The following is a 21,708-nucleotide window of genomic DNA, read 5'->3' on the forward strand; positions in this document are numbered from 1 at the left end:
GCATAAAAGCGTGAACGAACCTGACGGTCAACGGAGTACCGTTAGACCGCAGGCTTCTTTTTCCTTTTTTTTCTCATGCTTTTTTGAGTGACGGAGTTCCCCCGCCACTTTCGTAACTCAATCCAATCTTCTTTATGAGTTTGGCTGAATTTTTATCTCGCTCCAAGGATTCTCCACACTGACAACAATGCCACCGCTCTGATAATTCTTTCGGCACTTTTTTGAGGCAGTTCCAGCAATGTTGATAAGTTCCTTTGGGGTCAACAAATAGAACAGTTTTACCTAACTTCCAAGCAACATATTTGAGAACGCTGGCGAATTGTCCATGAGCCGCATCAAGAATGGATTTATTCAAGCCACTTTTTGCTGACTGGCTGTTCGGTAAATAAACCAAATTACCATTCTCAATACCAGTCTTGGGCTTGGCACGTCTAGTCAGATTTTTGACGCTCAAATCTTCAACAACTAAAACATCACATTTACCGAATAGCTCATGTGCAGTTTTGAATTGAAAATCTAATCTAGCTCTCGCTACAAACTGATGGAGTTTGGAAATCTTGTCCTTGATAACTTTCCAAGGCTTAGAACCCTTAACTCTATTAGCTAACTTCGCTTGAAGTCTTGCTAATTTCTGGGCCGACTTCCTCAAGAATCTAGGATTTTCTACCCTTTTGCCACTGGAAAGATAAACGTAATTAGTGACTCCCAAGTCGATACCAATAGTATTTTCGACCGTCGGTTGAATTTCTGCAACCGTTACGGGAACCCTTTTATCTTCTAGCGTCAGGGAAATATACCACCCATCCGCTTCTTTGATAACTGTGCCCGTCTTAACTTTGAAGTTTGTTGGTATTGGACGGTGGAAAACCATAGGCACTTGACCTATTTTGGCGAGGCTAATACAAATCCTATCTTGCTCGTCCTTGACAATATCTAAGTTGTCTAATTGAGGATAAGTGAAAGATTTGTAGTAGTGAAGCTCTTTGAATCTGGGCCTCCCTCGACGAGTGCCGTTTTTGTCGGGGGTGGTGAAATTTGAAAAGGAAGTTTCAACTCTGTTGACGACATCTTGCAAAACCTGAGAATCCAGCACTTTGTAATCAGGAAATAGCTTTTTAGTGTTTTTCAGATCAGCCAGTTGTATTGTCTGCCACTGTACATATCCGCCTTCAATGTTTGAGAAAACATCACCTTTCCTGGTCAAAGGATTGCCTGACTCATCCTTTTTTCTGCCGTCCCTGGTTTGCACTCTAGTCAAGGGAATATTTTGATAAATTTCCTCAATCGGGACTATCGAAACAATCAAGGGACAGGCGTTGATAGGTGTTCTCGTGGCTTCCCACCACCTAAATCTTTCGCCGAGTCGGTAGTTGTACTGCCGACGGCAGAGTTCTAAATGAGCCACAATAGTTGTTAGTTGGGCTTTCGTGGGTTTGAGGCGGTATTTGTACGTGAGTTGCATTTTTTAACTTCTTTTTTTCGACCTACCTTAATGTACCATTTCTTTTGATTTAATGTTTAGAAAGTACATCAAAGTTAAAGGTACTCGCAATGTCTAATTGTCGGTTTCCGTACCTACACCCGACGCTTCTGGACATCCCTGCGGTAATTCCCAACGGGGTACTTCGCGCAGCGCTCAGATTAATCCCCTCTAAATATACCGAGGGACTTCTCGGCTGGTAGTTAAGTCCTTGCAATCGATCGGCGTGTGTCACTGTTTTTGATTCGTACAGGATTTGCGCGCAGGTGTCGATCAACGCGGTTTCCTAACCATCAGCAGCGTTTTCGGTAAAAATTAGCGGTTTTTCTAAAGATGCTAAGGCTTTATCGCAAGCTTTCCCCGATACTATGCCAGAAAATATGTCGCGCAAATTCTATGAATGGCCAGATTTAGTGCAGCTTTACCGCGATGCAGACGTAATTGCAGTTTGTTTGATGGACAATAAATATGCTGCTGGAGGTACGGCTTTACTGGAAGCAATGGCTTGCAAGTGACCCGTTGTCATTACTCGGACTCAAGGTATGGTCGATTATTTAGCGGCCCCGGATATTGCTAAAGTGGTAAATGTGCCAGATGCAGCAGGTTTGCGCGAGGCGATCGTCCCTTTGCTAAAAAATCCTCAAGAAGCTGAATCTCAAGCGCAGCGGGGCTAAGAAATGGTTGTGAACCCGCACAGTAGCGAACGTTATGTCGATGTTTTAGCCCACAAGTTGCGATCGCTTTAATAAAACTGTAGGGTGCGCCTCGGCGCACCATAAATAACGTCCGCAGGATGCACAATGCACACCTTACTGATATAGATAAAAAGCCCCACTATTTATTACCTAAGTCATATTTAAAAAGTAATGAATTATGAGTTGCAGTTCCTAATTAAATCTCACAGCCGTTACGTACCTAGTAAATAAACCGGGTTTCAAAAAGATAATCGAAAGCCTTAAGGAAGTATTTTCTTTCATCAAACCCGGTTTCTGTGCCTAAAACGGTTTCACCCAAAACTCCGAAATCAAAACTATTAAGACTCCCGTCCACTCGCCCACTTATCCCGCCATTTCACCGTCCCTTCCGAAACTAAAACCCAGCGGCGACAAACCAGATTTTCTCGCAGCGGCGAGAGTCCTTCCCGTAGCAGCGCATACTTATAAGAAATCAACTTCCCGGCACTTTCATTAAAAGGAATTTCCCCAAACCAAGTATTAGTATTGATATACTCCAACGGGAAACCCTTACTAATATCCCAATTCCCCAGTTCAGGACAATCTCCAATCACCACAATTCTTTCCCCAGGCTGAGTTCTAACGCTGTTAAGTTGCGCGCGCACAATAGTTTTTGCCTTAACTCGCTCTCCGACGCGGCTAAAAATCATTACTTCCCGCGAACCCAACTCTAAGTTGTACAGCATCCCATCTTTAACTTCAAACTTGCGGCGCGATAAAACCTCCGTATGCTCTCCATCAGGCAGCTCAGTATCAACCTCTTCAATTGTTGTAACAGAATTGCCACGATTCATCGCTACAAACACCACGGAATCGCGATAGCGGCGCACGTAACAATAAACATCAGGAGTTAGATATTTTTGCCACTGACTCCCCATCGAAATAGCTGGATTCAGCCGCCGCAATCCCGACAGCAAACGCACAGCTCGGTAAATCGGCGAATCACTATCCCACTTTTCCATCATCGGGCGGTTGTAGGGGTCATTTCCCCCATCTGTATCATCGTGCAGATACTGTTCGGTGCCGTAATAAATGCAGGGAATGCCGCGAGTCGTCATAATTAAACCTATCGCCAACAGCAGCATTTCTGGATCGGGATTCAACGACTGAAACCTCGGCATATCGTGGTTGTCAATAAAAGTAATCAACTCCGTCGCCCCGTAGTAGCGGTGATCCAAATTCAGGACATCTTGGACTAACTTAAATCCCGCCTCCGCACCCTTCCCCAATACTTCTCGAATTGCCACGCACAGACCAAAATCTAAAATAGTCATCCCCGACTCGTTGACAAATTCCACAGAACGATCGTTTCTAGGGTCGCTGTAAATCCATTCGCCAAAAATGAAAACATCAGGTCTGTGTGTTAAAATGTCAGCATTAAATTCCTGCCAAAACCAAATAGGCATATGCTTGACTGTATCAACCCGCAAAGCATCAACACCTCTGTCCAGCCATTGTTTAATTGCTGACTTAATGTAATTGCGGTAGGCAATATTGTTTTCGTTGAAAGTTGCTAAACCCGACAGTTCGCAGTTTTGGACTTGCCATTCATCTTCCCAGTTTTTGACTTCGCCGTAGTGGTGATACCAGTTATCTTCATCGTCGTTAAAGTCAGCTATTTTTACGCCGTCGTCGTAGAGTTCTCCTTTTTTCCCGCTAAAATCAGGGTTGCTATGATTGCAGACAATATCGAGCACGAGTTTCATGTTTCGCTGGTGCAACTCGTGTACTAATTTGTCAAATACCGTATCTTTACTTTCTTGTGTTTGGTTAATAGAAGGATTGTCGCCTGTGGCAATAAAGCGGGGATTTAGTCGCTTGAAATCTTTAGTCCAGTAGCCGTGAATTGCAGCTTGTTCGACAAATAATGCTTCAACTTGCTCGAACAGTGGAGTCAGCCAAACGGCGGTAACTCCCATATCTTTTAAGTAATCGAGTTTGTCGATAACTCCCTGCAAGTCGCCGCCCCAATATTTGCCCCAATCTTTCCCTTCTGGATCGTAAAGTTCTGGGTTTGGGCCTTCGTTATTTTCGGGGTCGCCGTCGTAAAAGCGATCGACTACAATGAAATAAATTGTTTCTTGTCGGAATTCAATGTCTCTGGTGTAGAGGAATTCTAAATCGATTTCGCTTTCTGGCTTAACTTCTGCTACCAGAGACTCAATTTTTTCTTCTGATTCTGTAACTTCGTATTGAGACGAAGTTTGATTGGGAGTGACTGATGTCATGAGATGTATTTTTTGATTATAGTAAGATTTGTCAGTTATGCGGAGCTAGAGTCGGAGATAGCTTTCCCCTCTGACTGACTTTTACAGCATCATACGGAATTTACTCGTTTAATGAAATCTTCCTTTAGACAGAGGGCAGACTCATCCTTGAGCATTAAGTGGATGAGAGTTAATATTTAGCGTCATTCTCAATCCAAGAGGCAGAACCTCAAAAACCTACGCTACCAGGCTGAGCCTAGTAGCGAGAAAAGGTTTACTAATCGTGCGATCGCACTTTTTCCCTTCCTTCTATTCCTCCCGCAAGTTTTGGATATCTTCAACGCTCAAACCAGTAGTTTGACTAATGGTTTGATTGTCAAGGACATTGAGAAGTTGCCTAGCAATTTCCAGAGCTTTTTCTCGCATTCCTAGTGCGAGCCCTTCTTCTCTGCCTTCTTCTCTGCCTTCTTCTCTGCCTTCTGCGATGCCTTGTTCTCTGCCTTGTGCAATGCCTTTTTCAATTCCCTTGAGCAAGACACCCTGCTGATCGAGAATAAACATTTCACGTTCTTCTAAATCTGCCAACTCCTCTGGATTCAAATTAGTTTCATTGGCAATCGCAAAGGCTTGCTGTATTTCCGATACTGTTTCCATTGTTGACGGCACTATTTCCAAGCTGGGAGCATTTTTCATAAAATAAATCCACTTGTCAGTCAAAGTTTCTAACTCATCCAATTGTTTATTGAATTTGGGCAATTCGATAAAGATCAGTTCAATCTCTGGATCGACATAATCAAATAAACGCTTTTTCTCCTTGAACACAAAGTGAGAAATTACTTCTCCGTCATTGTCAAACATTTCAAAATCAGTAATTGTCAAAGCAATTACAGGTTTTAACTTAAAGTAACCTTCACCGCGAATCAGTTGTGTCGAGTAAGTTTTCGCAGTATTGTAAACCACCCGTTTCGCAAAAGATTCTACATTTAAAACTTGCATTTCGATAATTACAGTTGCGCCTCCTGCAAGCCTGGCTTTGACATCCAGGTAAGAGTCTTTGAGATACGGAACTCTCGATGCTAAATACGGGTCGATAATTTCTAGGTCGGCGATGGTGGGGTTGCCATCATAAATCATGGCATTGAGAAAGCTGATTAAAATTGGTTTGCTTTCGTTGGAACCGAATATTTTTTTGAAGGCAAAATCGGTTTTGGGGTTAATGAATGTCATGACCAATCTCTTTTAAAATGACTTACCTATTATTTTAACCCAGTGGGAAAATGGATTGGGCGAGTTACCAAAACTAGATATCGGATGCTCTATCCAAGCTTGAGCAGATCGATAATGAAGTCCATCAGCCATTAGCGCTTGCTCTATCTTCTATTCTGTCAAATCGACTTGTCGAATCTCTTCTAGCGTCAGATCCAAACATTGCGCGATTTGCTCATCGCTCAATCCTATTGCTTGCAAGCGTTGGATAGCCTCCATTTTCGCCTGCCGCTTTCCCCGCAAAAACTCAGGCGACTCTTCCTGCGATGTGCAGACATTCAGCGATCCGATTAAACTGGACTTCGCCCATACAAATGTACTAACAGTCCTAAAACTCTTACTCTACAAAGGATGCAACTGTTGCTCTGAAAATCTGTACCCATTGATCAGCAATAGCTGACGCAGGCGATCGCCCTCAATTGTTGTATATTCAATATAATTGCCGATCGCAAACAGATATCAATCATCTACATGGGTACACAATTTTTTACTTAACAATTGAAACCTTTGTGATGAGAGGCTTTTGAGCCTGTGTAAGTATATTTGCAGGGTGAAGATCAGATTTAAGCAAGCCCAGCTAAAAAAAAAGAATATCCAGAACCACGACTTCTTTAAGTGCTGCGGCGATATAAAAGAAGAGCGTTTTACTTTTAATTAGAGCGACTTACTTATCCCAAAAAAGAACGATCGCCCGACATCCACCCAAACAAACCCTACCTAACTACAGCCACCGCCGACTTGGGAACCTGAGAATGCTCCACCCGAAAAACATTCGCGCTCAAATTAGCAACAACTTGTTTTCCCTGCTGCGTCAGTTCCAAATAGCCGATCGCATCCTTCACATACCGATGAACCACATTCCAATAAAACTTCGGATAACCATCCCGCAACTCCCCCGGATTCTGATAGCCCAAAACCCGATTTTGCCCAGTCTCCTCAAACTCGTAAAACAGCGCCGCAATCTTTTGCAAATATCGCGGATCGCTCAACTGACCAATTAAATCAGCAGCCCGAACTAAACCCGGATAATTTACAGTATCTTGATAATCTTCATCTGTAGGAACTGGGAAACGAGTCAGCTCAATATTATGCTTAACCAGCTCAGCGTCAATCAGTTTGTGCCCGCCAAAACGCTCGTCAATAAACATTTTTCCGCGATCGACATGATAAAGCATCAAACTAGCATCCGTGGCCCCCGGAGGCAGCGTTAATTTCATGTCACCTATTCCCGTCGCATACAGTCCTAAATCTGTTCTATCTTGTCGGCAAACACCTTTAACATACCCGATATCGTGACATAGCAAAGCAATGTGGAAGTGCAACCAATCTTCGCAGGAAACACCCCCTTCGCGGATGTGCTTCCCCCCCAGAATTGCTTGTCCCACCAATGTTACTAAAATAGTGTGTTCGACATTATGGTAAAGAGCATCGCTATTAGCAATATTTTCTAAAGCCATACTCGCCACCCAAGCAATAATCTCGCCATAGTCAGATTTAAACCCGCCGTAAGTGTGGCGGTAGCCTTCAATCAGCCGATTGACAAAAGCCTTAATAAGCAGTTCAGTTGCGTTAAACATATTGACTTCCCTCATCCCACCTAGATTATTAAATTATTTTTATAGTTATTGTTTTTGCTGCTACCGTTTGATGTTATTTTTGGCTGAAGCGCCACGATGGATACCCACTCCTATCGAGAGGCATCCATTGATATTATCAACAATTATGGCTTAAATTATGGCTCTCGCAACTACCAGATCGATAGACCCCATAAATAATTGATATCAATGGGCGATCGAGGTATGACACCCCTCAATCAGTAGTGCAGGGTTACATTTTCGCCGCATACCTCAGTCGATTTTAGATTTTAGATATACTCCACAGATACATCTGGGATTTGGAACTAGGCTCTAAAATTTTGGGTTGCTCACTACTCTTGTGGGAAACTTGTATCTGTTTTGGCTGACCCCGCCCAAAAATGAGAGCGAGCGAAAGCGTAACCCCATGAATTCCTCATACACAGGATTAAGCTTGTACATAGGCGGTATGTAGAAAAGATGGTGTCCCCATAACTGAATATCTCTCTCCCAACAACATCGGGCGAGTATAAGTTGGCACACCACTGAGTTACTGATGGCTCCCCCACTGCAATGCTATCGAGCCACTGTCGTACTGGTTGCACGATAGCATTGCAAAAAGTTAAGTCTTTGCACTGATTTTCCGGGAAAATACTTGTAGTCAAGTTCATGATTGATCTCAGTAATCATTGCTAACAAAAACTGATGAATCACCCGACTTAATCCTCAACGAAACCCACTGTTGCGTCGGTGACGTGAAGAAGTTTTATCCGTGGCACTCGGAGCCTCCAAATGTGATGCGAAGAGCTAGCATTTGTGATTTAAAACTCGCTCAAGTGTGAGACAGATCACGCCCCATGTTCCCTACAGAATGTATATTTAGATAGATGGCAAGAAAATAAGACAGAACAACTTGCAACCCTCCGTCGCAGCTTCCCCCTCCCATCCTCTGCGATCTATTACTCTGTATACTTACTAATATAAGGTTTCAGGCAATGATTAAACAAAAACATAAATATGCCGACCTTGCTCAACTCTCCCACACTGATACCGTGTTCCAAAAACTCCCTGTAGAAGTTAAAGATTGGGCCCAAAGCTTGCCTTGGAACCAACGGCGCTATGTCTTGTCCCTCTGCTACATATTGTGTGCATCTACTCCCGACTTGCAAGCAGAATTTTTAGATGATTATACAGCCGACGGTTTAGTCTCAAAAATGTTTGAAGATGTAGATACTCTACACCGAGTCAAAGAGTATTTAATCAGATTTCGAGTCAAAAAACAATTAAACGAATCAGATTTAAGAAGCTACATCAAACAATTTTATATCCACTCAGCTCAACAATCGCGGCGAGAAACTGACCAATATTTAGAATCGGCCCTCCGCTTCGTCTTGAGTACAGAAGAACGCAATAATGTTTTTAACTACATTTTGGGCTTTGAATTTATTAAAATTGTGTTTCAAATGAGCTGGTTGCAACACGAAAGATTAGCGAGACTCCAAAAAAATCAGTCGCAGTTTATTGAAACCTATATCAAGCCGATTCAACACGCACACAGAATTAATGGCATAATTCTCCCGAAAGATGAGAGAATCTTTTTTGCCAGACGCACCTATTACGTTCAACTGCCTAACATTTCCTACAGAAAGCTCATTGAGTTAGTCATGGCAACTTTTACTACAGAAATGGTGAGTAATTGCGGATTTTCTATCAGCCGCCACTCTCAAGCTTTGCGTTTTGACTGCGATTACATTTATGATCCAGAACCAGAAGAAGAAAGATTTCCTACTGACTTGCAATTTATTCATTAACTTTACGCAGTAAGGTGTATCCTAAGTTGCTTTTTTCTCTTTACTTTTAGTTGCGCTTTGGGCCCAGGAGACTTTTTGAATCAGGGGACTTCTCGTCGGGAAGTTAAAACTGAATTTGTCAGCCTGATTAGATATAAAATGGGATGGCTCCATCAATTAACCTTCCGCTTGCATTTCTTCAATGTCAAACCAGCTAACTATCACTCCCGCTAGCGGAATAGCGAGAAATATGCCTAAAAGTCCTGCTGATCTTGCTCCGACTAACAGTGCAAAAAATACCACTACCGGATTGAGGTTAAGAGAATTTTGCATGAGTCTCGGATGAATAAAGTTGTCTTGAACTTGCTGCAAAACAATGCAAGCTGCCAATACTTTTAAAGCTAGCCACACATTTTGAGACAATACAATAAAACAAACTAAGCTAATCCCCAGCGTCGCTCCGATCCCTGGAACTAAATCAAACAATCCGATAATAAAGGCTAAAATCAAGGGAAATTTCACATCTAACAGCAGAAAAATCAAAAAACTTGCTGTTGTCAAAAATAACATTAACAGGATTTGCGCCTGAAAAAATCCTAAAAAGTTTTTTTCTATTGTTACACTTAAACGCCTATGCAGGTGTCGAGGTATAAATTTGAGAACTAACAGCCACAGCCTCTCTCCATCAAGTAACATGAAAGAAGCCACTACCATAATTAATATTAAATTTAATAAGTTGGTTAAAAATACTTGTAAAAAAGCAATACTCGATACAACTCCAGCCAAAGCTTGATTTCGCAGTTGTTCCTCAATAACTCGCAGGTTAACTTGCAGGTTTCTCGCCCGCAGGAATGCTTCGATGCGCTCGGACAGAGGCGCCAGAGCATTCACAAATTCAGTCATGCTGTCAATTAATTGCTGCCCTTGAGATAAAAGAGTGACGCCTACGGTGACGGTGAGACCGCCAAAAACTAAAATGGTGAGCAAGACAACGAAGGCGACAGCTAAACTTCGCGGTAAAAATCTCTGGAGAGTTCGCACCGGATAGTTAAGCAAAAAAGCCACGAGTGCCGCAATAGTGAAAACCGCGACTGCTGTTTCAAAGTAAGCTAAAAGTTGCAGTCCAGCCCAACCAGAAGCAAATAAAAGCAAAAACCGGACTAAGGCTAAATTGCTTAGCATATTCCAAAAATTGGGAGGGGTTCTTTCTTGCTCTTTCACAGGGATTTTTAGGGGTTAATAATAGCTCAAAAATATTGCAGAGCCCTCTTTTAGAATCGCACCCAAGATATATCTGCGGCTATCCCTCTCAAGGCAGAAAACAGATGTCGAACTGAGGCTGGGGTGGGTTCTATTCACCATAAGTTCGATCGCCCCCAATACCGAATAAAACACGCCCGCGCGCGATCGAACAAACAGCCTTTATGACTCTAAAACCGCCTCGGAAACTCTTTGCCAGGGGAGTATTTGTCCTGGCAGGCCCCCAACTAGGAAACCAACGCTCAAACAAAGCGGGGGCCGAAAAACACGGTTTCAGTGCCAGTCGCGCAAAATTTCAACTCTGCCCCGTGGAATATAGTATGAACAGGTCAATTTTTGGGATACTAGAAACTAGCACTCAACTTAGCTGAGGAACAAACGTGCTGCTATCAAAAGGCTTTGAAGTAGAAATGTATACCGGCACTCCCGAAGGTGAGGTTGTCGGTCTCTCCGATCGCATAGTTGCCGATCTAGAGGGATTTGTGCGGGAGCCTGATAGCCGCAATGTGGAGTACACGACCGCCCCGCTATGCAGCTACGATCGCCTGCTGTGCGCCTTAGTCAAGCCGCGAGTCCGGCTGCGCGAGTATCTCAAACAATTGGGCGACTATACCTTGCTGCCGGGAAGTACCTTGTCTCTCGGAGGGAGCGATCGATTTTACAGATCCGATCCCAACAACCCCTACCACACCTACATCGAGCAAACCTACGGCACAAAAGTCGTCACCGCCAGCATTCACATCAACATCGGCATCTCCCAACCAGAAATGCTGATGCGCGCCATCCGCCTCGCCCGCGTCGAAGCACCGCTATACCTTGCCTTGAGCGCCTCTTCCCCCTTCCTCGACGGCGAAGTCACGGGCTATCATTCCACTCGGTGGGGTTTGTTTCCCAAAACTCCCGCCATCGTCCCCCTGTTTGAAAGTCACAAGCATTACATTCAGTGGACTGAAGAACAGCTAGAACTCGGTACTATGCAAAACGTCCGCCATTTGTGGTCTGCAGTGCGACCAAATGGCGATCGTCGCCCCTACTGTCTCAACCGCCTCGAGCTGAGAATTTGCGACCTCGAGGTCAATCCTCTGGCTTTGTTAGCCATCACTGCCTTGCTAGAAGCTCGCATTTGGCAGATGATGGAAGACCCCAGCTTAGACCCTTTAGAACTCAGCACCTTGTCGGCGGCCACCCGCAACGAAGACTTAGTTGCCCTCACAGACGCCAACGAAATTGCTGCATCCCGGCAAAGTTTGGATGCCGAACTTACCCACTGGCAAGACGGCAGAACTATTCTGGCACGAGATTGGATTGAGGAAATTTACCGCGAAGTGTGGCCTATAGCCAAAAAACGCGGCTTTAGTTGCTTTCTATCGCCACTGAAAAAGATTCTCCGGGAAGGCAACACGGCCCAGCAGTGGTTAAAGCTACACGAGGGCGGTTCGGACACCCGCAGTATTATTCTGCAAGGGATTCAGGGGATGGCTCACCAAGAATGGGAGCTAGAAGATAACTTGTGCGCCCAGTTAGTTGCCTGAAGTATCGGCGGTTATTATAACGGGGGCTTTCACTAGCCCCTGGCTATGCGTACTCAGCCAATACAAATAGCCCGAACCTCCCGGTCAATCGATTTTAGATTTTAGATTTTAGATTTTAGATTGACTTGCGCGAGATAAATACGTTCGGCAAGTTTCATCGGATACAGGTTTTTTGTTTCTGGGTCCTGAGTCTGCTTTCGGAATGAATCACGTGGCGGGTATCCTGGATGCGGGAATTGTCAAAAGTTGCAGAGCACCTCCCAAAAACCAATCAGAATATTTAATCAATGGAGCTCGACAAAGGTTATAAATAAAAGCTATAAGGTATATCTACCTGTGGGTAGTTTTATAAATTTCCCAAGAGCTGTATTTTTCGCTTTTAATTAGCTTCATGCCCCAACTTGTCTTGATTCACCCGCAAATCCCCCCGAATACTGGCAATATCGCCCGCACTTGCGCTGCCACAGGCACGGAACTGCATTTAGTTGGCCCGCTGGGGTTTGAAATTAGCGATCGCTACCTGAAACGGGCAGGCTTAGATTACTGGCCCTACGTCAATCTCCACTGCCACGAAGACTTAGCGGCTTTTCTGGCTTGTCGGCAGCAGCGCGGGGGACGAGCGATCGGATTCAGCACTGGCGGGCGATGCAATTACGCGCAATTCCAATTTCAGCCCAGCGACTGGCTGATGTTTGGCTCGGAAACTGTAGGCATTCCCCAATTCGTCTTGGATGCCTGCGACGCCACAGTTTTTATTCCGATGAGCCAGCCTGGAGTCAGGAGTTTGAACCTCTCCGTCAGCGCCGCTGTGGGTTTATTTGAGGCTAAACGACAGTTGGGCGAGCTGGGATAAATCATTATCAACACATAAATATATAGAGATTTAATAGCTGCCGGAGGCGGCCAAATCTCCATTTAAATATAAGAAATTTGTATCAAAGGGGTGAAAATCTAGATAGCCGACATTAATATATTTTATTCATTCAAAAACAGATTGTTATCAGCAACACCAAATGACTACAAGAGGATTCAGCAACAAAAATAAATAATTTTAGCGATTTAGGGCGTCAGCGAGCACCAGCTTAGGTCTGAACACTATATCTAGTAAATATACGGTTGTAGCCTGTCCGGAAATTAGCCTAAAGTCGGATAATAGGTAAGAGTTCAGAGCCTTACGGGAATGAAGATTTTATGTATTCGTTCCAGCTCTTGCGGTGTAAGGCTTTTGGGGTTAATTGCAGCAGGTTTGACCGAGAATTTTAAAATTTCTGACGGTTTGAGCTTGTCTAAATTAAAAAAGCAAGGTAATCTGGCCTAAGCATGATAGCTGTCAACAATCAGAATATTTTTGCTTGTTGATTTAAATTCAGCGTCATGCGATCCCCTTGAGTGTTTCCAAGGACAGTTAGCGCTTCTCAGTAGGAGGTCGTTTTTTTGAAACGAACATATCCCCAAATTAAGCCTGTTCAGGCTAGTGAAATCGACAGAGACGGTTCTGCGGAACCATCCAAACAGACAACGCTCAGCACAGGCAGAGTTCGCTCTCTCGCCACGATCGGGCTGGCAATATCGGTAGGTGCTTCTGGCATCCTGTTACCGAGAAATGGAGACAGCGCTCGCGCGTCTGAACTCGCACCGACATCGGAATCCACCGCTGAAGTACAGCCAGTATCGGCCAACGGGCCCGCTACGTCCGCACAAGTTGACGGTTCCAGGGCCGAACAGCCCGGATCACCTTCTGAGCCGGCGACGGTTAAGGTGCAGGAGGGGCAAAGCCTTTGGGAGCTTTCTCGGGATTATCAAGTTGAACCGTTGGTACTAGCAACGGCCAACGACATCAAACCCGATACCATACTCCAAGTTGGCCAACAGCTCAGAATTCCGACTGCGACGGAAGCCACACCACAACAGAACGCCGGCTATAGCACATCGGCTTCGCTAGATCGCGCAGCGACGGTCAATCCCGAACAAGAGTTAAATCTGACTGGCTCCGAGCCATTTGATAGTGCAGCAATGACAGCGCTGCCATCAACCGCAGCGACCCCGCGGGTCACGATGGTACCGGAACAAAGTTCGATCGACATCCCGAATGCAGACGGGGCGATCGACAGTTTGAAAAAACAGGAAAACCGCACCACAGAATCGGGTCGAACGATGTTCGGGTCGGAGGGGGGAGCAAATTTATCTACACCTGCGGCATTTTTGCCGGAGTCAGCACCGACGCTGACCTCCCCCGGATATGCAACTGGGACAACTATTCCTGACCTCGATGCCACACATGTACTTCCCAATTCCGGGGGAGGTCAAGCAGCATCGCCCGATCGAGCATTCGAGTCAATTGAACAGTCTTTGGCAACACCCAGTTTGCCCTCGGCTGTGCTAGTCCCCCCTGCAGGAAGTACCGCCTGGCCGGCTGAGGTTCTCTACAGCGTGCGTCCGGGAGATACGGTAGATGCGATCGCCAAAGGTCACGGCGTATCGCCCAAAGATCTGATCTCCGTCAACAAGCTCGGCAACCCCAACTTGCTGAATGTCAATCAACGGCTCAAAATTCCCCAAGTGGGGTTGAAAAATCCAGGGGTGCAGGCGGCAGCCTCTTATTCGGCCTCCAACTCTACATCTGTCTGGGCGGCGAGTTCGGTTCCCGCATCTTTGAACCCCAGCTCGTCTACCTCGGAAATAGCCGGTGCTGGCGTTGCAGCCCCCGCGCCCAAAGTGCCTGTTGTTTCTCCCCTGGAGAACCTGGAAGGTCTGAACAATATTTCAGCGCCGATGGTTCCCCAAATTAACAGCATTCCGCTGGCTCAAGTTTCCCAAACCATTAGCGATCCACGGAAGCTGGATCTTCAAGGCGAACCAACATTTACAGGTGCAGTTGACACCAGTTCCCTGCCCTTGCCAGCCAGTGCAACGGCTACCGCCATCGCTACGGGAGAATACCCGCAGCCGATCGGCTTCGTGGCAAATACTAGCGCCCAGGGTTCAAATGCCGATCGAACTAGCGCTTTACCAGAGTCGAATTCGGAGGCTCTCCCCACCGCCGAAGCTCTCAACCCTTATTCCGAACGCTTGAGGGCAGAAGTTGTCAGGCTGCGAGAGGAATATCGTGCCTCGCGCAATTCGATCGGCGCCAATGCGGTGTCCCTGGCTCCAAATGACGGGCCCTCGGTCAACCCGTCTGAGGATATGCCAAGTGTCAATCCATATCTCTACACCCCCGACTATGCTGAGGCGGTGCAGAATGAAATCAGCAGACCGCCATCGAGAGCCTGGTCCCAGCAGGTTCAGAAGCAGCAGCAAGAGCGTTTAGACCCCGCTCGCGCAGCGGAACTGCAACCGATCAACCTGACGCCAAAAAGCACTCTGGAACAGCCGGTAGTGGCAACTGCTCCTTTGGGAGCCGAGGGTTACGACCCCCTGAGCAACCCGTCTTTGGGACGCATGGTTTCTCCAGAACTGCCTCCGCTTTCGAGCCCTGATACTTATCTGCCTAACGGCAAACAACAGTCGGCTAACGGGTTTATTTGGCCGTCTAAGGGCGTTCTGACTTCTGGCTACGGTTGGCGCTGGGGACGGATGCACAGGGGAATTGATATTGCAGGGCCGATCGGCACGCCAATTGTGGCAGCATCAGACGGGGTGGTTACCTATGCTCAGTGGAACGACGGCGGCTACGGGTATCTGGTGGAAATTACCCATCCTGACGGCACTGAGACTGTCTATGCCCACAACAGCCGAATTTTGGTGCAAAAGGGTCAGAGAGTCGCTCAAGGGGAACAGATTTCAGAAATGGGCAGCACTGGCTTCAGTACCGGGCCGCACTTGCACTTTGAAATTCATCCCCCCGGACAGGGTGCTATCAACCCAATGGCTTTACTGCCCGACGATGCGTCCAGCGCTTCTCGGTAACGACAGGTCGGAAGTTATGGGTTTTGAATGATTACCAAAACTCATAACTTTTACGTCAAGTCATTAGAAATAGTGTTGTTTGAAAACAAGACATAGCTAGCCCTACCGTGCTACGATAGTAAATCGTGAAGTAGATTTGGCTCAGTGGCGCAGTGGTTAGCGCAGGGGACTCATAAGCCCAAGGTCGCAGGTTCAAATCCCGCCTGAGCCATTATTTAATCAAAAAAACTGCGCTCTCAAATTTGAGAGCGTATTTTTTTGATCGATCGAGAAGATACTTGTAGTCGTTATGAGTATGATATATTTGTAACAGTTCGTAAAAAAGGAAACAAAATCTATGACCAGTGAATGCCTCCGGGTTGGTCAAGCTGCACCCGATTTCGCAGCGACAGCCGTAGTGGATCAGGAATTCAAGACAGTTAAACTGTCCGACTATAAAGGCAAAAAGTATGTAGTCCTGTTCTTCTACCCCTTGGACTTCACCTTTGTGTGCCCAACTGAGATTACAGCATTTAGCGATCGCTTCGAGGACTTCAAGAAAATCGATACCGAAATCCTCGGCGTATCCGTTGACAGTGAATTCTCTCACCTCGCTTGGATACAAACAGACCGCAAATCTGGCGGTGTTGGCGACCTCAACTATCCCTTAGTTGCTGACCTCAAAAAAACAATTAGTTCGGCCTACAACGTCCTCGACCCAGAAGCAGGCATTGCCCTCAGAGGTCTGTTCATCATCGACAAAGAAGGCATCATCCAACACTCTACTATCAACAATCTTGCCTTCGGCCGCAATGTGGACGAAACTCTCCGAACTCTGCAAGCTATCCAACACGTCCAGTCTCACCCCGATGAAGTTTGTCCCGCCGGCTGGCAGCCCGGTGACAAGACCATGACTCCCGATCCTGTCAAGTCTAAGGTATTCTTTGCTGCGGTTTAAGCCGATTATATTTGTAGGGACACGGCGCTGCCGTGTCCGTACCCGCAGAGGCATTTATTTAAGCGGATTTTTAATTACCAATTAGCAATTAGCAATTACCCAATTAGGAAATATGCTGACTTCTACTAATTTTAGCGGCTTGTTAAATGAGCGGTTTTTCCAAAATTTATTGCCTGTTCCGGCGAGTAATGTTTTGAAGCTGGGACAGATGACGCCAGATTTTGAATTGCCGGATATTAATAATGGCAAATTGGTGCGGCTGTCGAATTATCGGGGCGATAAGCCGGTAGTTCTGGCTTTTACGCGGATTTTTACAGAAAAGCAATATTGCCCTTTCTGTTTTCCTCACATTAAAGCTTTGAATGAAAACTGGGAAAAATTTGCCGATCGCAATATAGAATTATTGATGGTTGCCAGTACCGACGATCGCCAAAGCCAAATAGTGGTTAGAGATTTAGGCTTGAAAATGCCTCTGCTTTCTGATCCAGGCTGTCAAGTTTTTCGGGCTTATCAAGTCGGTCAGGCTTTAGGTGCTCCTTTGCCTGCTCAGTTTGTTTTGGATGCAGATGGAAAACTCCTCTTCAAACATTTGTTTTCTTTCATAGACCACAATGCTAGTGTAGACACTTTGCTGCAATATGTCGATCGGTAAGGAAACCGCTGCTGTGTCCTAATTTGGAGTTTTTCACCGCTGAGGCACGCTGCTTTAGGCCCATCAGCGGGATTTTTTCACCGGTTGACACTGGCTGCGACAGTTCTTTAGTTATAAATACTTATTGTGCCACTTTCGATGGCGGAATGTTGTCAAATTAGCTCGACATTAATCTAGGCTATAGCTTGAAGGTAGCTAGTACAAGTTTAAGCCAATGTCGTCTCCCAAAGGTCGATCGAGCAAAATTGAATTGAGCGTCTTAGCGTCGCATCCTGAGTTGTTGACAGGTTTAGATGCGTGGCTGCGGCTAGGTTTACTTTCGCCCGCTGAGGTTGAGGAATTGTGCCGACAGTATTTAGTCTGCCCACTCAGAGATCCCGCTGTAGATTTTTCTGAAATTGAAAACCCGCGAGATCCTATTGCCGAGCAAAAAGTACCTGCCTTATCAACGCAAAAAGCAGTACCTAGCAGCCGAGAAAGCGTTGCTAGGCCCACAGAAACTACTCAAACCCCTAATTTTATCGCTCAAATTTTGCACTCACTAATGGCAGAAATTAGCGTGGTGTGGCTGTTGTTTTTAGGAGTGTTCATGGTAGTTGTCTCCTCTGGAGTCTTAGCTGCCAGTCAGTGGGAAAGATTTCCTGCCGCCGGACAATATGGAGTTTTGTTAGCTTATACTTTAACCTTTTGGGCAATTAGCAGTTGGGCAAACAGACAGCAGAATTTGCACTTGACTGCTCAAACTTTGCAAGAAGTGACGCTGTTGCTAGTGCCGATCAATTTTTGGGCGATGGATACTTTTGGATTGTGGCGGTATCCTTGGGATTGGGCGGTAGCAATCGCAGCGGCACTTATTTTGACTTGGATAACTGCCCGGATTATCAAATATCAATATCAAAGCTTTTCAGGAACAAACATCGCTCGATCGATCGCCCTAAATCACTTGGGATTGAGTTATTTGCACTCTTGGTGGGCATTGGCAGGCTTTTCCCTTACTGCGGTTTATGTGGGTACAGTGGGAACTGCTGCTACTACAGTTTATCAAGTTCAGCAACAACGATTGCAATCTATCCAACGTGGGGGAAATACTGAAACATTCCCCGCTGCTTTCAGTTTGAGTAGAGATTTTCTGACTTACAAAAAAGCGGCTTTAGTAGCTTATTCGTTAGGAATTTTACTGGGTCGAGCGATATTTGTCAACGATGTAAATATCGCTGAAATGGGTTTAGCTTTGGCGATTTGTGGCGTGCTTTTAGCATGGCTGGATTGGCAGCAACCCCGGCAATCTGGGACTATTGAAAACAATATATCCGACCAGCCAAATCCCAGCAACTTTTTTAAATGGCAATTAGCGGGAATGGGTTTGTTGGGTTTGGGATACCTGGTTTGTTTTCGCGACATTCCGCTACAGGCGATCGCAGTTAGCGGATTGGCTGTTTGGTTTTTTTATAACCGTTTAGTGCGGTTTTGGCAAGAGTTTGATTTGGTAATGCTGGAGGCGGTGGGACTTCAGAGTATTTGGCTGTTTTGGCGAGTGCTTCCTTTAGGGATTAAAACACAAGTTGCCGCATTTTTAACTCAGCTTACAAACTCTCAGGAAACTCCTTGGGCTTTTTGGGGTGTTCTGCTGTTGCCTTATTTAATTTTAATGGTAAGTGCAGCGCAGTGGCTCTACCGCAAGCGAAAGTTTCAACTTGCGAGTTTTGGCGAAAAGGTTGCTCTCGGTTTGGGGAGTGTTTTAACTGTTATTAGTTTTGTCAATCCGTTTTGGCGATCGCTCAATTTATTAGTCTCTACTTTAATTTTAGGTTGGATCACTTGGAAATACGTAATTCCCGATAATTCCCGGCGAGTTTCGATGCCAGCTTCTGCGGCTGAACAACAGGGAAATCCGGCAATTTTGGTTCCCCTAACTCACATTATGGGTTTAGGCGCGATCGCATCGGCAATTGACTTATTTTTCCCAAACCAGACACCCAATATTTGGTCGGCAATATTATTAATATTCATGGCGAGTGAATGGGTATTTTTTGTCGTGATGAAAGCGGCAAGTTTCCGAGAAAACTCTGCATTTTTTCGCTGGCATCCTGCATGGTTCCAAAGTTCCTGGTATCTGGGCTTAGTATTAGCAGGATTTAGCTTTGTCTTGTTGCAAAATTATGTGATTGCGGGTACGGCCACTGATCGCCCTCAGTGGAGTTTGCTCTGGCTGGCGACTCCTTTGGCTTTGACTGCTGTTGCTAAATCTACTGAGGTTCCTCACAAACAAGTTGCCAGTACCTTTAGTACGATCGCCTTAATATTTGCACAATTTATAATTTTTACTTTTCCGGGATATCGATTAATTGGTTTGGGTTTTGCCGCCGGATTAATGTTGGTTAATACTTACTATTTAGTCGAGTTACCAGCGGCGGGAATTGGAGTTGGATTTGGCTTGAGTTTCGTAGCTGCGGCGATCGATCAATTAGGTTTTGTGTCGGGTTGGGGTTGGGCAATTGCCGGGGCGATCGCTCTTTTGTCTCTGTGGTTGCTTCGCAGCATGATTGTTCGTTTTTCCAGCCGTTTACCTGAGTCTTCTCAATTAGCTGAAATTTACGATCGAGCTTTAGATGGATGGGCAATCTTACTGGCAAGCTTGCTGTTAACAACTATTACTTTTTATTCCTATGAACTCTACGCAGCCAGTAGCTTGACTTTCCCGCCCTCTACTGAAGTTTTGGCTGCTATTTTGGTGATAATGGCTGCGATTATTTTCCGAAGTTTACGGCAACTTTCCCCTCTGGCAATTTATGCTTTGGCTTGGAGTTTGGAGTTATTGACAGCAGTGGGTTTGAGTTTTGTTGATCGCACTACGATTAATTTGGCAGTTGCTAATATCGCTCTCGGATTGTTTACTCAATTATTGGGTGATGTGTGGCGGCGCCGCCACCGCGATCGAACAATTTTACCTAGCATTCATTTTATACCTTTGGTTTACGGCGTATTGGGTTTAACTTTCCGATCGCACAGTTTTGCGAATTGGACTGGTTTAACTGTGTTGGGTGCGTCTTTAATTGCGATCGGCATTGGTAGGCGGGAACCAGAATTCAAACCTTTGGTTTATTTGGGATTAATTGGCGTCTCCGTTGCTGCTTACGAATCGCTACTCTATAGACTTTTTCAAACACCAGGAGGAACTCTTGGAGATGGCTTAATTGTCCTGGCAACTCTCGGCACAACTTTAACATATATCTATCGCATTTTATCTCCTTGGCTCAGCAATTATTTACATTTAACTAATGCAGAGTTAAAAATATTTGCTCACCTGCACTGGGTTTTGAGCAGTTTGCTGCTGATTTGGGCTTCTGTGAATGATATTAAATCCGGCTTAACTTTAGGATTAGTCACTGGTGCTTTATTAGTTCAATATGCTTTCTTGCAAGGGCGAAATAATCTCGATCGCCAATGGGCAGAAATTTGGATTTACTTGGGCTGGGTAGAAGCCTTTGGCCTCCGGCTTTATTGGATCAATACGCCTTTAGTTAAGTATATTTCCGGGCCGCTGGGGCCTTGGAAAGTTGCCCTCGCTTCTCTATTTGCCTATTTCATTTACATTTTGCCTTGGGACAACTGGGGTTGGTCAAAAAAACCTTGGCAGGTAATTGCTTCGCTGATTCCAATAGTTACTATTTTGGAAAGTCCGGCTAAGTTTTATCCGATTAGCTTGCTGATAGCTGCTACCTTCTATTTTTTCCTGGCTTGGGAAAGGGAGGAAGCCCGTTTTACCTATGTGAGTGTGGCGATAATTGACTGGATAATGCTGCGGTGGTTCTGGCAAATAGGATTGACTCAGCCAGAGTTTTATGTTACTCCTTTAGGACTTTCTTTACTTTACATTGCTCAGTTCGATGGCACTCTCAAATTACCAGCAGAAAAACCGCTGCGCCACACTCTGCGAATGCTCGCAACTGCGCTGATTTGCGGGATGCCTCTTTTGACTCAGCAAAGCCACGGTTTAGTTGCGGGGGCTTTTAGTTTGGCGGCTATTGCAGCGGGTTTGGGGTTGCGAGTTCGGGCGTTTTTGTTTGTGGGAACGGCTGTATTTTTAATCAATGTTTTCTATCAGTTGGTGGTTCTGATATTCGATTATCCGCTGATTAAATGGGCGATTGGTTTGGCTTTTGGGATTGTGTTTATCTGGATTGCTGCTACTTTTGAAACTCGGCGCGATCGCATTTCTGCTTTCGTGCAGCATTGGGTTGTGCAATTACAATCGTGGGATTAGATTCAGCGATAAGGATCGCGAATTAAATAATTTACACAAGTTTGTGGGATGGGCGTCCCGCCCCCCCATTCTGGTCGGGCGGGGCGCCCATCCCACAAGAACC

General features: G+C 45.5%; 15 protein-coding genes and 1 tRNA gene. 10 read left to right on the forward strand and 6 right to left on the reverse strand.

The window, feature by feature from the left end; all coding sequences use genetic code 11:
- Positions 1–73: 73 nt before the first annotated feature.
- Positions 74–1,462: a transposase gene (locus QUB35_RS17215; protein ID WP_333143010.1), complete on the reverse strand. Its 1,389-nt coding sequence runs from the start codon at positions 1,460–1,462 to the stop codon at positions 74–76.
- A gap of 398 nt (positions 1,463–1,860) precedes the next feature.
- On the opposite strand from QUB35_RS17215, the gene QUB35_RS17220 reads away from it, so the two are divergent.
- Entirely contained in the window at positions 1,861–1,995 is a 135-nt protein-coding gene (locus tag QUB35_RS17220) for a hypothetical protein (RefSeq protein WP_333143011.1), read from the forward strand.
- 27 nt (positions 1,996–2,022) lie between these two features.
- Entirely contained in the window at positions 2,023–2,154 is a 132-nt protein-coding gene (locus QUB35_RS17225) for a hypothetical protein (protein ID WP_333143012.1), read from the forward strand.
- A gap of 359 nt (positions 2,155–2,513) precedes the next feature.
- On the opposite strand, the gene QUB35_RS17230 is transcribed toward QUB35_RS17225, so the two are convergent.
- The 4 genes from QUB35_RS17230 to QUB35_RS17245 all read right to left on the reverse strand — a co-directional run bounded on the left by QUB35_RS17230 (position 2,514) and on the right by QUB35_RS17245 (position 7,807).
- Complete coding sequence (locus QUB35_RS17230; protein WP_333143013.1) at positions 2,514–4,442, reverse strand: alpha-amylase family glycosyl hydrolase; 1,929 nt, start codon at positions 4,440–4,442, stop codon at positions 2,514–2,516.
- A gap of 288 nt (positions 4,443–4,730) precedes the next feature.
- A complete protein-coding gene (locus QUB35_RS17235; RefSeq protein ID WP_333143014.1) occupies positions 4,731–5,648 on the reverse strand; it encodes an Rpn family recombination-promoting nuclease/putative transposase in 918 nt (305 codons plus the stop codon).
- 752 nt (positions 5,649–6,400) lie between these two features.
- Positions 6,401–7,264, reverse strand: coding sequence for an Npun_R2479 family HD domain-containing metalloprotein (locus tag QUB35_RS17240; RefSeq protein WP_333143015.1), 864 nt, complete (start codon positions 7,262–7,264; stop codon positions 6,401–6,403).
- 330 nt (positions 7,265–7,594) lie between these two features.
- The gene (locus QUB35_RS17245; protein ID WP_333143016.1) at positions 7,595–7,807 is read right to left on the reverse strand and encodes a Mo-dependent nitrogenase C-terminal domain-containing protein; all 213 of its coding nucleotides are present in this window, start codon (positions 7,805–7,807) and stop codon (positions 7,595–7,597) included.
- 449 nt (positions 7,808–8,256) lie between these two features.
- On the opposite strand from QUB35_RS17245, the gene QUB35_RS17250 reads away from it, so the two are divergent.
- Complete coding sequence (locus QUB35_RS17250; RefSeq protein ID WP_333143017.1) at positions 8,257–9,072, forward strand: cobyrinic acid a,c-diamide synthase; 816 nt, start codon at positions 8,257–8,259, stop codon at positions 9,070–9,072.
- A gap of 156 nt (positions 9,073–9,228) precedes the next feature.
- Here QUB35_RS17250 and QUB35_RS17255 read toward each other — a convergent pair whose 3' ends face one another.
- A complete protein-coding gene (locus QUB35_RS17255) occupies positions 9,229–10,272 on the reverse strand; it encodes an AI-2E family transporter (RefSeq protein ID WP_333143018.1) in 1,044 nt (347 codons plus the stop codon).
- Positions 10,273–10,691: 419 nt separating this feature from the next.
- Here QUB35_RS17255 and gshA point away from each other — a divergent pair, with 419 nt between their 5' ends.
- From gshA to QUB35_RS17290, 7 genes are all read left to right on the forward strand, one after another.
- Entirely contained in the window at positions 10,692–11,843 is a 1,152-nt protein-coding gene (gshA, locus tag QUB35_RS17260; RefSeq protein ID WP_333143019.1) for a glutamate--cysteine ligase, read from the forward strand.
- 391 nt (positions 11,844–12,234) lie between these two features.
- Positions 12,235–12,696 carry a tRNA (cytidine(34)-2'-O)-methyltransferase gene (locus QUB35_RS17265; protein WP_333143020.1) on the forward strand — a complete coding sequence of 154 codons (462 nt, stop codon included), beginning with the start codon at positions 12,235–12,237 and terminating at the stop codon, positions 12,694–12,696.
- A gap of 581 nt (positions 12,697–13,277) precedes the next feature.
- Positions 13,278–15,752 (forward strand): peptidoglycan DD-metalloendopeptidase family protein, encoded by a 2,475-nt coding sequence (locus tag QUB35_RS17270; RefSeq protein ID WP_333143021.1) that lies wholly within the window; start codon positions 13,278–13,280, stop codon positions 15,750–15,752.
- A 138-nt stretch (positions 15,753–15,890) separates the two neighbouring features.
- A tRNA-Met gene (locus tag QUB35_RS17275) sits at positions 15,891–15,963 on the forward strand.
- Positions 15,964–16,089: 126 nt separating this feature from the next.
- Positions 16,090–16,689 carry a peroxiredoxin gene (locus QUB35_RS17280; RefSeq protein ID WP_015178160.1) on the forward strand — a complete coding sequence of 200 codons (600 nt, stop codon included), beginning with the start codon at positions 16,090–16,092 and terminating at the stop codon, positions 16,687–16,689.
- A 112-nt stretch (positions 16,690–16,801) separates the two neighbouring features.
- Positions 16,802–17,341, forward strand: a complete 540-nt coding sequence (locus QUB35_RS17285; protein WP_333143022.1) for a redoxin domain-containing protein — start codon at positions 16,802–16,804, stop codon at positions 17,339–17,341.
- Positions 17,342–17,555: 214 nt separating this feature from the next.
- On the forward strand, positions 17,556–21,605 hold the full coding sequence (locus tag QUB35_RS17290) for a hypothetical protein (protein ID WP_333143023.1): 4,050 nt from the start codon (positions 17,556–17,558) through the stop codon (positions 21,603–21,605).
- Positions 21,606–21,708: the final 103 nt, after the last annotated feature.

It is taken from the genome of Microcoleus sp. B13-B6, from assembly GCF_036705405.1.
In the GTDB taxonomy this organism is placed as follows: domain Bacteria; phylum Cyanobacteriota; class Cyanobacteriia; order Cyanobacteriales; family Microcoleaceae; genus Microcoleus.

Excerpts from the sequence above, each read along its gene's own strand:
- QUB35_RS17215 (WP_333143010.1), bottom strand. The coding sequence starts at position 1,462 with ATGCAACTCACGTACAAATACCGCCTCAAACCCACGAAAGCCCAACTA.
- QUB35_RS17220 (WP_333143011.1), top strand. The coding sequence starts at position 1,861 with ATGTCGCGCAAATTCTATGAATGGCCAGATTTAGTGCAGCTTTACCGC.
- QUB35_RS17225 (WP_333143012.1), top strand. The coding sequence starts at position 2,023 with ATGGTCGATTATTTAGCGGCCCCGGATATTGCTAAAGTGGTAAATGTG.
- QUB35_RS17230 (WP_333143013.1), bottom strand. The coding sequence starts at position 4,442 with ATGACATCAGTCACTCCCAATCAAACTTCGTCTCAATACGAAGTTACA.
- QUB35_RS17235 (WP_333143014.1), bottom strand. The coding sequence starts at position 5,648 with ATGACATTCATTAACCCCAAAACCGATTTTGCCTTCAAAAAAATATTC.
- QUB35_RS17240 (WP_333143015.1), bottom strand. The coding sequence starts at position 7,264 with ATGTTTAACGCAACTGAACTGCTTATTAAGGCTTTTGTCAATCGGCTG.
- QUB35_RS17250 (WP_333143017.1), top strand. The coding sequence starts at position 8,257 with ATGATTAAACAAAAACATAAATATGCCGACCTTGCTCAACTCTCCCAC.
- QUB35_RS17265 (WP_333143020.1), top strand. The coding sequence starts at position 12,235 with ATGCCCCAACTTGTCTTGATTCACCCGCAAATCCCCCCGAATACTGGC.
- QUB35_RS17280 (WP_015178160.1), top strand. The coding sequence starts at position 16,090 with ATGACCAGTGAATGCCTCCGGGTTGGTCAAGCTGCACCCGATTTCGCA.
- QUB35_RS17285 (WP_333143022.1), top strand. The coding sequence starts at position 16,802 with ATGCTGACTTCTACTAATTTTAGCGGCTTGTTAAATGAGCGGTTTTTC.
- QUB35_RS17290 (WP_333143023.1), top strand. The coding sequence starts at position 17,556 with ATGTCGTCTCCCAAAGGTCGATCGAGCAAAATTGAATTGAGCGTCTTA.